The organism is Floridaenema evergladense BLCC-F167 (assembly GCF_041929205.2).
In the GTDB taxonomy this organism is placed as follows: domain Bacteria; phylum Cyanobacteriota; class Cyanobacteriia; order Cyanobacteriales; family Aerosakkonemataceae; genus Floridanema; species Floridanema evergladense.
The window spans coordinates 3,066,355-3,078,621 of sequence record NZ_CM171625.1 but is presented as its reverse complement, the minus strand read 5'-3'; the positions used below and the strand labels follow the sequence as shown (position 1 = coordinate 3,078,621).

General features: G+C 42.2%; 15 protein-coding genes and 5 pseudogenes. 9 read left to right on the top strand and 11 right to left on the bottom strand.

Annotation, left to right across the window (positions count from 1 at the left end; translation table 11 throughout):
* Positions 1-2 precede the first annotated feature (2 nt).
* From ACE1CA_RS14955 to ACE1CA_RS14930, 6 genes and pseudogenes are all read right to left on the bottom strand, one after another.
* Positions 3-1,115, bottom strand: coding sequence for an IS630 family transposase (locus ACE1CA_RS14955; protein WP_486517950.1), 1,113 nt, complete (start codon positions 1,113-1,115; stop codon positions 3-5).
* A 61-nt stretch (positions 1,116-1,176) separates the two neighbouring features.
* Positions 1,177-1,725: pseudogene (locus tag ACE1CA_RS14950) on the bottom strand (SDR family NAD(P)-dependent oxidoreductase); the annotation flags it as partial.
* Between the two features lie 121 nt (positions 1,726-1,846).
* Positions 1,847-2,074: a hypothetical protein gene (locus ACE1CA_RS14945; RefSeq protein ID WP_413276022.1), complete on the bottom strand. Its 228-nt coding sequence runs from the start codon at positions 2,072-2,074 to the stop codon at positions 1,847-1,849.
* A gap of 41 nt (positions 2,075-2,115) precedes the next feature.
* Entirely contained in the window at positions 2,116-2,700 is a 585-nt protein-coding gene (locus ACE1CA_RS14940; protein ID WP_486517907.1) for a P-loop NTPase family protein, read from the bottom strand.
* A 113-nt stretch (positions 2,701-2,813) separates the two neighbouring features.
* Complete coding sequence (locus tag ACE1CA_RS14935; protein WP_413276020.1) at positions 2,814-3,224, bottom strand: type II toxin-antitoxin system VapC family toxin; 411 nt, start codon at positions 3,222-3,224, stop codon at positions 2,814-2,816.
* The gene (locus ACE1CA_RS14930; protein WP_413273644.1) at positions 3,221-3,436 is read right to left on the bottom strand and encodes a hypothetical protein; all 216 of its coding nucleotides are present in this window, start codon (positions 3,434-3,436) and stop codon (positions 3,221-3,223) included. The genes ACE1CA_RS14935 and ACE1CA_RS14930 overlap by 4 nt, the downstream gene beginning before the upstream one ends.
* 122 nt (positions 3,437-3,558) lie before the next feature.
* Here ACE1CA_RS14930 and ACE1CA_RS14925 point away from each other — a divergent pair, with 122 nt between their 5' ends.
* The 4 genes and pseudogenes from ACE1CA_RS14925 to ACE1CA_RS14910 all read left to right on the top strand — a co-directional run.
* Positions 3,559-3,759, top strand: coding sequence for a FitA-like ribbon-helix-helix domain-containing protein (locus ACE1CA_RS14925; RefSeq protein WP_413276019.1), 201 nt, complete (start codon positions 3,559-3,561; stop codon positions 3,757-3,759).
* Positions 3,760-3,836: 77 nt separating this feature from the next.
* Positions 3,837-4,040: a transposase domain-containing protein gene (locus tag ACE1CA_RS14920; RefSeq protein ID WP_486517906.1), complete on the top strand. Its 204-nt coding sequence runs from the start codon at positions 3,837-3,839 to the stop codon at positions 4,038-4,040.
* Positions 4,021-4,166: pseudogene (locus ACE1CA_RS14915) on the top strand (IS4 family transposase); the annotation flags it as partial. The gene ACE1CA_RS14920 and the pseudogene ACE1CA_RS14915, both read left to right, overlap by 20 nt.
* Positions 4,159-4,326 (top strand): annotated as a pseudogene (locus ACE1CA_RS14910) (IS4 family transposase); the annotation flags it as partial. The pseudogenes ACE1CA_RS14915 and ACE1CA_RS14910, both read left to right, overlap by 8 nt.
* Before the next feature lie 180 nt (positions 4,327-4,506).
* Here the strand turns inward: ACE1CA_RS14910 and ACE1CA_RS14905 are convergent.
* The 4 genes and pseudogenes from ACE1CA_RS14905 to ACE1CA_RS14890 all read right to left on the bottom strand — a co-directional run.
* Positions 4,507-4,941, bottom strand: a pseudogene (locus ACE1CA_RS14905) (Na+-transporting NADH:ubiquinone oxidoreductase, subunit NqrB); the annotation flags it as partial.
* A 33-nt stretch (positions 4,942-4,974) separates the two neighbouring features.
* Positions 4,975-5,250, bottom strand: coding sequence for a hypothetical protein (locus ACE1CA_RS14900; protein WP_413275713.1), 276 nt, complete (start codon positions 5,248-5,250; stop codon positions 4,975-4,977).
* A 115-nt stretch (positions 5,251-5,365) separates the two neighbouring features.
* Positions 5,366-6,205, bottom strand: a complete 840-nt coding sequence (locus ACE1CA_RS14895) for a cold shock domain-containing protein (RefSeq protein WP_413275714.1) — start codon at positions 6,203-6,205, stop codon at positions 5,366-5,368.
* A gap of 25 nt (positions 6,206-6,230) precedes the next feature.
* The gene (locus ACE1CA_RS14890) at positions 6,231-7,607 is read right to left on the bottom strand and encodes a dihydrolipoyl dehydrogenase family protein (RefSeq protein WP_413275715.1); all 1,377 of its coding nucleotides are present in this window, start codon (positions 7,605-7,607) and stop codon (positions 6,231-6,233) included.
* 12 nt (positions 7,608-7,619) lie between these two features.
* On the opposite strand from ACE1CA_RS14890, the gene ACE1CA_RS14885 reads away from it, so the two are divergent.
* The 3 genes from ACE1CA_RS14885 (at position 7,620) to ACE1CA_RS14875 (ending at position 9,463) form a co-directional block, all read left to right on the top strand.
* On the top strand, positions 7,620-8,948 hold the full coding sequence (locus ACE1CA_RS14885; protein WP_486517905.1) for a group II intron reverse transcriptase: 1,329 nt from the start codon (positions 7,620-7,622) through the stop codon (positions 8,946-8,948).
* 79 nt (positions 8,949-9,027) lie between these two features.
* Positions 9,028-9,129 carry an HNH endonuclease gene (locus ACE1CA_RS14880; RefSeq protein ID WP_413275717.1) on the top strand — a complete coding sequence of 34 codons (102 nt, stop codon included), beginning with the start codon at positions 9,028-9,030 and terminating at the stop codon, positions 9,127-9,129.
* A 178-nt stretch (positions 9,130-9,307) separates the two neighbouring features.
* The gene (locus tag ACE1CA_RS14875) at positions 9,308-9,463 is read left to right on the top strand and encodes a hypothetical protein (protein ID WP_413275718.1); all 156 of its coding nucleotides are present in this window, start codon (positions 9,308-9,310) and stop codon (positions 9,461-9,463) included.
* Between the two features lie 71 nt (positions 9,464-9,534).
* Here the strand turns inward: ACE1CA_RS14875 and ACE1CA_RS14870 are convergent.
* Positions 9,535-10,026, bottom strand: a pseudogene (locus tag ACE1CA_RS14870) (MarR family winged helix-turn-helix transcriptional regulator).
* Between the two features lie 199 nt (positions 10,027-10,225).
* Between ACE1CA_RS14870 and ACE1CA_RS14865 the strand changes: the two are divergent.
* On the top strand, positions 10,226-11,113 hold the full coding sequence (locus ACE1CA_RS14865) for an EamA family transporter (RefSeq protein ID WP_413275721.1): 888 nt from the start codon (positions 10,226-10,228) through the stop codon (positions 11,111-11,113).
* Between the two features lie 78 nt (positions 11,114-11,191).
* Positions 11,192-12,190: an IS630 family transposase gene (locus ACE1CA_RS14860; protein WP_486517814.1), complete on the top strand. Its 999-nt coding sequence runs from the start codon at positions 11,192-11,194 to the stop codon at positions 12,188-12,190.
* The last annotated feature ends 77 nt before the right edge of the window (positions 12,191-12,267 follow it).

Here is a 12,267-nt window from a genome sequence, read left to right as displayed (position 1 = left end):
ATTTAAACAGGGATAAGAGCATTACCTTTATTTTTAAGTTTTCGCTCCCATTTAATAATTAACTGTCCTTCATTTAAAAGTTGATGTAATAAATATTCTAATTCTTCGATTGATTTAAATAGTCGATTAGCAATAAATTCTTTTGTTGAATGCCAAACTAATTCAATTAAGTTATAATCCGGGCTATATTTCGGGAGAAACTCTAAATGAATATTGGGCATTTCAGCGGCAACTTTCTGGAGATATTCTGCCTTTTTATGAAAACTAGCATTGTCGAGAATTATCACTATTTTGGCTCCTTTTTCAGCAAATTCATCGGCTTCATTGCCAGCAGCTACCCATTCACCAATCAATTCTTGATAAAACAGTTTTAGCACTTGATAAAAACTTTCTGAATTGCTTTTATCCAGAAATTCCACAAACCTTTTCTTGTCGGAATACCTCAGCCCTCCCATTACATTAATCCGACCCTTTCTTCGATCTCCTCTCACCTCTTTTCGGCTACCTTTTTTACACCAATTCTTTCTTTTTATCACGCTTAAACTAAAACCGCTTTCGTCCCAAAACCATACTTGTAAACGTTCTGGATTCTCTTTTTCTATTTTTAAATATTCGGTTATCTTCTTTTTAAATTCTTTTCTTTTTTCCGGCTCTCGCTTTCCCTCTAAGCTGTACTTCGCCCAGAGGTAAACGAACTTTTTTTGCTCTAATATTCTCCTAACTTGCGACCCACTTAATTTTATTCCTGTCGTTTCTGCTAAATATGTTGCTAACCTTTGTGCCGTCCATCTGCCAAATTCGTATCCTAATTCTTTGGGTTCTTTATCTACTGTCTCTAATAATATTTCTCTATATTTATCTGTAGCTTTTTGATGATTACCCTTCATCCTTTCATCGACTAGGCTTTCTAGATTATCTGGATCTCCATGTACGCACCAATAAGATACTTTATTTATTGAACAGCCCAGAAATTCCGCTATTTTAGCTTGAGTTTTTCCATCATTTAGCAACAGTAACATCAGAATTCTTTCTCTAATGTTTCCATTTTCTTCTTCTTTTAGGGCTTTTTGTAGCTTCTCTACTTGTTCTAAGCTCAGATGATTCTTTGCTGGCATTTCCTGACTCATTTTGCTCGGTTGACTTTTCCATTTTACCCTATTTAAATGATTAACAGCTTAGTTCCACTGCTAGGTTTCGCATCATCATTTTCAAACCACCCTTACTGGCACAATAAGCAGTGAAGTGAGGAAAGGGTAATTCTTCGTGAACCGAACTAATATTAATTACTTTACCGGGACGGTTTGTTGTCTTAAGATGCTTAACAAAGGCTTGTGTTGTAAAGAAAACCCCTTTTAAGTTGAGGTCTAATACTTTGTCGTAATTCGTTTCTGAAACATCTAGAAAGTCTTCATTTTTCTCTACTCCAGCATTGTTTACTAAGATGTCTAATTTGCCAAATTGCTCAATACTTTCCTGTACTAATTTCTATGCTTCACTAACGCTGGACAAATCCGCTTGAATGGTAGCCCCTAGCTTTGGACATTGTGCCAAGTGACAGTTTCCACCTGCTGCCTGTACTTTTTGTAGGGTTTCTTCAGCACCTTCAGGGTGAGACCGATAGTTGATTACTACACTTGCTCCCTCTTGAGCTAAACGAATAGCGATCGCTTGTCCGATGCCCTGACTACTACCTGTCACTAAGGCAATTTTGTTTTCGAGTTTCATAACTTGAATATTAGTGTTTAAACTATCGACCAGTAGATGTTCTCAAAGTGAAGCATTCTCTGACAATTCCGGTCAAATCTGCCTTTGAGCAGACGTACTTTTAGTTTTTCCACGTTCATTGTTATTGATTTAACGAATCTGTCCCATCAGCAACTCGATAAAGGCGATCGCCAATTTTTTCTACTAAGTAACCTTTATCACGAGGAATAGCTGGCCCTTGTGCTGCTGGTGGTAATGGAGAACGGTTAATATTTTGACTAAATAGCGGTGAGCTAATTCCCATAATTATTAACATCACCAGTAAAGTAAAGAAAATAAATCTGGGAAATGCCAACAATTTCAACCTCACAACTAAACTCCTAAAGTGAACTGTAATTATTTATTACTAAACTAAAGCATTAGTGCATTACTGCAATTGAGAAATGCGGGTAAAACATGAGCAATCCTTTTCTCAAAATGCTGTACCGATTTTAAAAATAACTGCACGCTATCGTAACCGCCAGTGCAAATAAACCATTTACAAAAACTGATTTTTGATTGTTTGCCTAACTCAATCAAATTATTCTTTTCAATCCAATTCGTGACTAATGGATAAACCTGAGCAGGTAAATTCACAATCACGCTATTCTCAAATGCCCATTCAAAAATTTTATCAGCCTCGAAAAACTTCTTTTCGTCCTCACTAAAAAGCGCCGAGCGACAGACACTTTCATAAATCCGAGACACATCCGGGTTAGACCTATCCGCATCTACAGCCAAAAAAGGATATTTCTTATCTAGGAAATACTGAATCAAAACCCTAGCAAATAAACTCTTCCCCACACCTCCCTTTTCCCCATCAATTAAATGAATCTTTGTTGCGTGTTTATCAACACTTTCAAATCCATTTAGACTCAAATGACTGGGAGCTTTTATCGTTGCTGTCATTGATGATTCTCCTGTTTCTTCAGCTGCTTTGTTCACTGAATCTGCCACTTTGGTTTTCCTAGCACTAATCGCCATTTCGCTATCCCATAATTGAGAATCCGAACATACTTATTACTTATTACCCCTACTCACGCGCTGCTGCAAGAAAAGGTTAACTTCCATCAACTCGGTTTGGTAGTTATCGACGAACAACGATGATTGCGAGTTAACAGAATCAATCCACGAGATAGCGCAATTGCCGCAATTCTTGCATCCATCTTTGCTAGTTGAATCCGTTGTGAATTTAATTGCTCAAATGTTGTAGCTGCACCCGCATCAAATGGTAGTATGGGTAACACTTTAAAGTTATTAACCAGCCGCGCCATCATCTCATATCCTTTCACTACATCATTGAGGCTGTGATCGCGATTAATATAAGCGTGACAGCCAAGCATTTGTTCGTGAAAGGTGACAATTGACACGGCAAAATCTGATAGTGGGTACTGAGCCATGCGTGTCGAAAGGTTGCTATAATCCCTCCCAGTTTGACGTTGAAGAATACTCAGATGGTCTGTGTCCAATAAATATTTCATAGCTCGTCTTGCGCTTCTAGTACAGACTCATCTCCTTGGCGAATCGCTCGTCCTAATGCTAGTACTTCCTCAAAAGCTGGTTCATCTTTGAAAGACCCTGTAATTTGTTGTAGCCAATTTGTCGGTTGAGTATTTGCCACTTGTTTCTGCAATTCGGTAATTGCTGCTTCTACTGCTGCTATTCGTTCTTCTAAAGAGGTGTTGGTTGCCATTGGAGTTTCTCCTAATGAAAGGTAATTTGTGCGGCGTTGAAATCTATCGCAAGTCAAACAATAATACCATGTTAACCTGATATTAAACTTCAAAAAATGTAGCTTTAGCAATTGAATCTATTATGAGCAATATCACGATTCAAAACTTTGATGATGACCTGAAAAATCGCCTACAAAAGCGAGCCGAATATTATGGGCGTTCTCTCGAAGAAGAAGCTAAAGAAATCCTCCGCGCTTTTGGCTCTCCTCTAAGCTCTGTGATAAATATTTCTAATCAGAAAAGCTACCTAAAAGGCGGGCACGAAAGCTCTCAAAATTTGTAAAACCATAAGCCAATACGGTTCAGTTAAGGCTAAAAGTGGTGTAAATTAAGCATTGTCCCAAGAATGGAAATGAGTGCGTGGTGCATCTCAAAGATTTCTCATGGGTGTCTCCAGAGATACAAAGTAGTGACGTACTCAAAGCAATCGAGACAGCGATTCCAGCTTTGGCCATCGAAGAGGCGATCGCTAATACCAAAACCGAAGAGGAACGTAGGCGATCGTTACCAGCACAATTAGTGGTGAGCCTGGTAATAGCAATGAGTTTTTGGTCGCCCCAGTAGTCGTCCAGGTACACAAGCAGCGTTTCCCTTGCGTTAGATTAGTCATATTGGTAGAAGCAGGAACGCACTTAATATTTGATGCAATAAGAGTGTCCATATCGCATCGGAGAACGAGTGCGGGCATTGGTCAGTTAGGGTATTAATGTTTCAAGCTGCAACCACTGCTGGGGTTCCACCATTACGCCTGGGTTTTACAGGCACATTACGAGTCATCCGTCGTGCCATTCCTAAGTTTCAACGCTTACAACCAGAAGAATTCCCTTTTTTTTCGATTGGCTCACCCTAGAGATTTTAGATACGTTATTACCCGAAGGAGTTTCACGTAATAACCCCTGAGTTGTGAAAAAACCTGTATCAAAGTTTCGTTCTAAAAAGCCAAAACACAGAGGTACTGGACAACGAGTTAAATTTCCTAAATTTCATATCACTATTCACTCTTTCAGCCTTAACTGAACCGTATTGGGATATACAACCAATCTTCTCCCCATTGTCCAGGCGAAACCCAGGCATCATTTGTGAAGGTGATGGCTACAATAATGCCAAAATTAGCGGGATTAAAAAAATGTTTATGGCGAAATTGCAGCAAAAATTTACTTAAAATAGCTAAAGATGCTGCTAAAATCATAGTCTCGTAATGCTCAGAACGTAAAAGTAAACAAAGGCTTAAAGCTGTAATAGCCGCACTGCGGAGGGAAGTGAACTTTTCGGGATTACTGATAGTTGCTTTGATGCGGGTTTCTTGAGAGATTGCCAGTTCTGCTAACCATTGGGTAATTAGACAAGTAAGAATTACGACTAAGATCGTGGCAGGTCTTAGTGTCCAGTCTCGGTTGCTAATGCCTAAAATTAAGAAAAGAGATAGAAACAAAATTTGATAGTCTCGGATATCTTTTAGTAGCATTGGCTGTTCAGGTAAAAATTGCTTTTTCTCAATTTAGATAAACCCAGCAGAGAATAATTGCTCTGCAACAAAATTGTTACAATAAGGATCTAATTCAGGAATACCAAAGATAAAATTAGCATCACCATAAAGAATTTCTCCCCTGCCAGAATAGATTGCCATGCTTTTTGATGCGATCGCACAATCTCTATATTCCCAAAACCAAATGTTTCCCAAATGTCTGCAAACGTATGGGATTACGACCTTCCACGGCATTAAAGTTTGGCAAACACAATATTTATGCAACTGCTGAATAATTTTTTTTAACATCTAAGTGAGTACTCTGTTGCAAATTTTTCAGAATTTCAAACCCACCAGAGCCAAATAAGTGCAATACTTCCTGTACCCTGGTCATCGAAATATAAAGTTCTCGGAGTGCATTACATCAATTCTCTTTCTGTGGTTGAAGATTCCGTGCTGTCAAACCAAACTTGCCTTCGACTAACTCAAATTTCACAGGGGTACCAGCCTTAACAGTACGGTAGCCTTCACCAGGAATGGCAGTGAAGTTGAAGAACACATCAGCTCCTCCATTATTCTGGGCTATCATGCCACTACCTGCTTTGAGGTCAAACCAGCGCACGACACCTTGAGCGATGGGTAATCCGTTTGCCCCTAAAGCGGGCGCACCATTCAACCACTCCTGTTGCGGAATGCGAATTTGCTTTACTGCGGGTGTATCGTATGCCTGGTAACGGTAATCGGAGCGAGTTTCCATGATGGCTCGCAAGTCGTGCCGCAGTTCCTCAACGGTAGGGCGACCCACAAAAAACCATCCGTTGTAAATTTTGTAAATCGTCAAGTCCGATCGCAGTACAAAGGTATAGGGTTGAGCGCGATAGGCATACTCGCCTTCGGTTTCATCGAGAATATGAATTTGTTGGCTCAATTCCCGTTTTTCATCACAGAGAAACGTCCACTGTGCTCCCAAGCCTGCCCTAAATGCGGCTTGCACCAGGGGCGGATCGACTCCAATCGTCACCAATTTACTATAATTAACCGCTAATTCGTTCTGAAATTGCACCAGTTGGAGAAGTTGCTGGCGATCGCGCGGACAGAAGAACCCACGATAAAAAACTACAATTAACGGATATCCATCGGTGAAGCCCAGATACCGATCCATCAAACTGGGTTGAGTGAAGCTGGATAGTTTGACTACCTGATTCTCATGATTGGGTAGTTCCGCATCTGGAAAGCGATCGCCAACTTGCAAGCTGGTGGTCATAGTTAAAATCCTCACGGTTGAGTTCTCACATATTTGGGCAAGATGGCATCTCATTACCAACTAACAATCGTGCCAGACTGGGCAGTGCTTCGCCATAAGTGGGATGAATGTGAACTGATTGCTCCAATAGCTGCCAGGTTGCCCCAGCCTCCATTAACGACAGGAAGACATGGACTAGTTCAGCCGTTTCGTAGCCCACTAGCGTGGCACCAAGAATTTTGTCGGTATCGTTGTCGATTACCATGCGGTAAAACCCAAGGTCTTGTCCCCACTCAATTGCACGAGCTATATGTGCCATCGGTAGCGTAACGCATCGGGCATTAATCCCTTTTTTCTGTGCGCTTTCAATAGTCATTCCCACTCGCCCAACCTGCGGTTCGGTGTAAACGGCGTATCCCAAAACGCGATCGCTACGAGTGCGATTCTCTCCACAGAGGATGGCTTTCAAACGGCGATAGTCTTCCCAGGAGACGTGGGTAAATGCTGGTTGGTCGGCAACATCCCCGATCGCATACACCCCTTCACAGGTAGTGCGGAACTGCTGGTCAATTTTAATGAATCCTTTCTCGTCTAATTCTACTCCTGTTGCGGCGACATTTAACGCTTGAGTGTTTGGTTTACGTCCAACTACAATCAACAGTGCTTCGCCCTGGAGTTCCTGTCCGTTGTCCAAATTCAGGGTGAATATACCATCAGCGTGCATGACTTTTTCTGTATTGACATGAAAGTGGAGATGAATCCCATCTCGCTGCAACGCTTGTACGAGCACCTCACTGACATCGGGTTCTTCGTGATTCAGGACGCGATCGCCTCGCACAATCAAGTGTGTGTCACTGCCCAAACGTGCTAATCCTTGCCCCAGTTCTAGCCCAATATAACCCGCCCCAATCACTAACAGACGAGGTGGTAACTCCTTTAGGTCAAAGAAATTACGGTTAGTCAGGTAAGGGGTGTCTGCTAACCCAGGAATATTGGGAATCAGTGAAGACGTACCCGTGTTAATCACTACCAACGGAGCTTGAACCGTCCGCTCGCCCCCGGTTACAGTTCGTTCTCCAGTAAACGAGGCTTCGGCACAAACGACAGTAACTCCTGCATCGTGAAGTCCTTTTTGAACTCCTTGATTGAAGGAATTCCGGATGCTTCGGACTCGCTTCATTACCTCTGGAAAATCCACCTGCACATCCGCATGAATGCCTAACGCCTTCGCCTGACGAGCACGACCTGCTGCATGAGCCGCTGCTAGAAAAGCTTTGGAAGGTGTACAACCATAGTTGACGCAACTCCCACCCAGCGCATCTCGCTCAAAGACAACCACTCTACGTCCTTCTTTGGCAAAATCTTTGGCAAGGGGAACGCCACCCTGACCGCTGCCGATAATAATTACATCTGCTGTTTCCATACTCTTCTCCCCTTGCTAATATACTGCTTGTGCGATCGCTGCCATAGCTTACCCACCGTAAGAGATAGAGTCACACAAGCAATAGTCAAAAATGCACTAGAACCCGAATGGGAAACCATCTTTGAGCCTAATTCCTATGGTTTCCGAGGTGGTAGAAGCTGTCACGACGCAATCGGGCAGTGTTTCAACAAGTTAGTTTACAGTCCGAGAGGTTGTAATCATAAATGGGTTTTAGACGCTGATATTTCAGGTTTCTTTGATAATATTGCCCATGAATCCATTCTAAGTAGTATAGGTTCAATGCCATCTGGTGAACTCATCAAAGAATGGTTAAAAGCGGGGTATATCGACAAGGGAATATATAACCCTAGCGAGACAGGTACTCCACAGGGTGGCGTTATAAGTCCACTACTAGCAAATATAGGACTGCATGGGTTAGAAATATTCATCAACTCCATTAACCCAAAGCTAGGCGTTATCCGATACGCAGATGACTTCGTTGTCACATCCAAAGACAAGGAATCTCTAGAAAAAGTGCTTACCCTGATAAAGCAATGGTTATTACAAAGAGGATTGGAAATCAGCCAAGAGAAGACAAGGATTGTTCACATTAATGACGGATTCAACTTCTTAGGTTTTAATCTACGCCATTACAACGGCAAATTATTGATTAAACCACAAAAAGAAAAAGTTCTAGCCTTCTGTAAAAAGATAGGCAAGATGCTCTCAGAAATGAAAGCACGAACTCAAGAAGATGTCATTACAACCCTCAATCCCCTTCTCAGAGGCTTTGCGAATTACTACAAAGGTGTAGTTAGTAAACAAACCTTTTCATACATAAATTATCGTGTATGGCAATACCTTTGGCGTTGGGCTAAAAGACGACATCCCAACAAATCAAAAGGATGGGTGAAAGCTAAATACTTTCATCGATTAAAAGGGAGAGATTGGACTTTTATGTGTAAAGGGACTGGTAGAGAAGGAAAAGAGGCAACTCACATCCTTTATGACATCAGTAGCACACCCATAATAAGACATATCAAAGTCAAAGGAAATTCAAGTCCTGACGACCCCTCACTCGGAGAATACTGGGAACAACGACAGAATAAACAGGGTAAAAACTACTGGGCAAAAGGCTCGAAATACGAACGAGTAGCCAAAGAACAAAATTGGAAATGCCCTATCTGTGGGGACTCACTACTCAATGGTGAACAAATCGAAACCCACCACATAGTTCCAGTTAGGAATGGGGGAACAGATGACCCTGATAACCTCATTCACCTACACAAAGCGTGTCATAAACAGGAACACTCCAAATCCAAGTTTACTGGCTTGAAATAAGGCTTGAGCCGTGTGATTGGTAACAGTCACGCACGGTTCTTAGGGGAGGGAAGAGGGGCGACTCTCAACCCTTACCCGCTTGGCTAAAGGCGGTTCAGACGACACTGACAACCTACAGCACTTGCACGTAGCGTGCCACAAACAGGTACACTCAAAATCCAAGTTGAAAGGCTTGAAGTAAGGCTTGAGCCGGATGATGGGAAACTGTCAAGTCCGGTTCTTAGGGGAGGTACGGGCAGTATGCCCAATCCTTACCCGACAGGGTGATACTACTATTAATTTGCGAATAAATTCTTCACACTATCCGCATCATAAGTTAACATAGAATCACAGAAATTACCAGATTAGAAAATAGAAGAATGAGTAGCGAATGCAATTTAGGTTGGGAAGGCGATCGCTTTCTAATATTACATGGAAAAAACTTGCACATGGCTCAATCACGCTACCTAACTAAGTATAAAGTAATAATTCCTTTAGTAATTGTGGGAATTCTCCGGTTTGAGGATTCAATTTAAAGACACAGTTTTGGTCAGGTTTGGATAGCCGCTCCAGGTACTGCATTGCCGCCTCCAGAGAAAATTCAACTTTATTTCTCAAACGAAATTAACAGTTTACGTAGCAACTGAGCCAGTGTTTCGCGCTCCGCTTGCTCTAAACCACCCAAGAGATGGTGCATATTGGCAACATGGGCTTCAATAGCTTTTTCAATCACAGTAAACCCTTTAGGAGTCAACTGAATCAGCGTTCCTCACCGATCGCCTGGATCGGGGATGCGTTGCACCAGACCCGCCTGCTCTAAGCGATCGATGCGGTGGGTCATGGTACCCGATGAAATCATCAAGGTATTGAACAACATGGTTGGTGAAAGTTGGTAAGGCTGACTAGAACGCCGCAAGGTCGCCAGTACATCAAATTCTCCCCCTTGCAGGTCAAAGTCTGAAAATACCGCTTGTAGCGCTCGTTCCAGGTGTTTGGTTAAGCGTCCCATTCTGCCAATGATGCCCATAGGTGACACATCCAGATCGGGGCGTTCTGTTTGCCATTGAGCCAAAATTGTATCGACTGGATCGGTATTCATAAAACTGCGACTCACTTGACTAAAAATTAGCTTTTTCAGGAATTAAAAATAGAACGCAGTCCATGCCAACAAGCTGCACGCACCAACAAAATCTCCGAACAGATTGAACAAGCAACTTAAAATCTTGACATCAATTATCTTAACATCAAGTTAATTACTAGAATCTTAGTATCAAGTATCTTGATGTAGAGATAAAAGCATGAAGACAGCACCCGCCCGCCTGTCCGATATTCTACTAACGGCTCTGGCACCCATAGCTTGGGGTACAACTTATATCGTGGCAACTGAACTGTTGCCCCCTGGTCATCCACTCCTGGTTGCCAGCCTGCGCTCCTTGCCCGTTGGTTTGTTGCTGCTTTTGTGGTTAAAACAACTGCCAGAGGGCATCTGGTGGTGGCGAATTTTGCTCTTAGGCAGCCTGAATATTGGTATTTTTCAAGCATTGTTATTTGTGGCAGCCTATCGACTTCCAGGAGGCGTTGCTGCAACCGCAGGAGCGCTCCAGCCCCTACTGGTCGTCCTGTTTTCCTGGGGCATACTGCACGAAAAACCCTCCCAGCTATCGATTGGTGCGACGATCGCAGGCTTTGTTGGGGTCGGCTTATTGGTACTGAGTCCGGCGGCAAGTCTTGATGGAATCGGCGTTCTGGCGGCGATTGCTGGAGCCGCAATCATGGGACTGGGTACAGTATTGGTCAAACGCTGGAAACGTCCTGTGTCGCTACTGGTCTTTACTGCATGGCAATTAGTCATTGGCGGAATGTTGCTACTGCCGCTGGCGCTCACCCTAGAAGAACCGATTACACAGCTCTCAACAATGAATCTGCTCGGTTTTGTCTACCTGGGTTTAATTGGTACTGGGCTTGCCTATTCCCTCTGGTTTCGCGGCATCGATAAGCTTAAACCAGTGGCAGTTTCATACCTGGGGTTGTTGAGTCCCGTCGTTGCAACCCTGATGGGATTTGTTGTACTCCACCAAACCTTTACTCCCCTGCAATGGATTGGCATTGCGCTCGTGTTGGTCAGTGTTTTACTCGGACAGCGCACAACTCAATTACGCCACAAATTCAGTAGACCGAAAAGTTAAGTACCTATGCAAAAATAATTGTATATTACAAAGATAATTGTATATAGTAAAGCTAGGAACAGTAAAGGGAAGAGGGAAATGCGATTTATTAGAGACTTGACACCAGAAACAATCAAACTGCTCCAGAGAATATATAAACAGAGCGCACATTATCAAGTGAGAGAGAGAGCGCATTGTATTCTATTAAGTTATCAAGGAAAAAGAATTGAGGAATTAACCGAAATATTTCAAGTAAGTAGAAATACGATATATAACTGGATGAACGATTGGGAAGAACACAGATTAGTAGGATTATATAATCGCCCAGGTCGGGGGAGAAAGCCAACATTTACAGAAGAACAAAAGCAACAAATAAAAGCCTGGGTAAAACAATCGCCTAAAAATTTAAAAAAAGTAATAGCAGAGATAAAAGAAGAATGGGAAATCACCGTGAGCAAGGATACAGTTAAACGAGTGATAAAAAGTCTAATCATGTGCTGGAAAAGATTTAAAAGAGGATTAGCAGGTCAGCCAGACCCCTTAGAATATGAAGAAAAGAAGCAAGAGCTTACCTTATTAAAACAACGGGAAGAAGCGGGAGAGATCGAACTAAGATATTTGGATGAAACTGGATTTTGCTTAACACCTTATGTGCCTTATGGATGGCAAGAAAAAGGCGAAATAAATTCCCTAAAAAGTAGCCGAAGTCGGCGGCTAAATGTCCTGGGGATAATGAGTCGCTCTCAAGAATTATCTGCTTATATATTTGAAGGGAGAATCACTAGTGAAGTCGTCATATCTTGTCTGGATAAATTTGCGGAAACTCTGACAAAAAAAACGTTTGTTGTTCTGGATAAAGCCTCATTTCATCGAAGTCAAAAAATTGCGGAGAAAATCAGTGAATGGCCACAGAAAAATTTAGAGATATTTTGGCTCTCATCCTACTCTCCACAACTTAACTTAATCGAAATTCTCTGGCGATTCATGAAATATGAATGGATAGAAATAGATGCTTATTCTAGCTGGCAAAATTTAGTTGATTATGTGGAAAAAGTCATTCGAGACTTTGGCAAAGAATATACAATTAATTTTGCATAAGTACTTAGTAGGTGGTTCACTTCCTGCTTCATCGACTTTAGGAACTTCCCCCGCTAAAGCCTGCTTCTGCTGTTTCT

Excerpts from the sequence above, each read along its gene's own strand:
- ACE1CA_RS14955 (WP_486517950.1), bottom strand. The coding sequence starts at position 1,115 with ATGCCAGCAAAGAATCATCTGAGCTTAGAACAAGTAGAGAAGCTACAA.
- ACE1CA_RS14935 (WP_413276020.1), bottom strand. The coding sequence starts at position 3,224 with ATGAAATATTTATTGGACACAGACCATCTGAGTATTCTTCAACGTCAA.
- ACE1CA_RS14930 (WP_413273644.1), bottom strand. The coding sequence starts at position 3,436 with ATGGCAACCAACACCTCTTTAGAAGAACGAATAGCAGCAGTAGAAGCA.
- ACE1CA_RS14925 (WP_413276019.1), top strand. The coding sequence starts at position 3,559 with ATGAGCAATATCACGATTCAAAACTTTGATGATGACCTGAAAAATCGC.
- ACE1CA_RS14900 (WP_413275713.1), bottom strand. The coding sequence starts at position 5,250 with ATGTTAAAAAAAATTATTCAGCAGTTGCATAAATATTGTGTTTGCCAA.
- ACE1CA_RS14895 (WP_413275714.1), bottom strand. The coding sequence starts at position 6,205 with ATGACCACCAGCTTGCAAGTTGGCGATCGCTTTCCAGATGCGGAACTA.
- ACE1CA_RS14890 (WP_413275715.1), bottom strand. The coding sequence starts at position 7,607 with ATGGAAACAGCAGATGTAATTATTATCGGCAGCGGTCAGGGTGGCGTT.
- ACE1CA_RS14875 (WP_413275718.1), top strand. The coding sequence starts at position 9,308 with ATGAGTAGCGAATGCAATTTAGGTTGGGAAGGCGATCGCTTTCTAATA.
- ACE1CA_RS14865 (WP_413275721.1), top strand. The coding sequence starts at position 10,226 with ATGAAGACAGCACCCGCCCGCCTGTCCGATATTCTACTAACGGCTCTG.
- ACE1CA_RS14860 (WP_486517814.1), top strand. The coding sequence starts at position 11,192 with ATGCGATTTATTAGAGACTTGACACCAGAAACAATCAAACTGCTCCAG.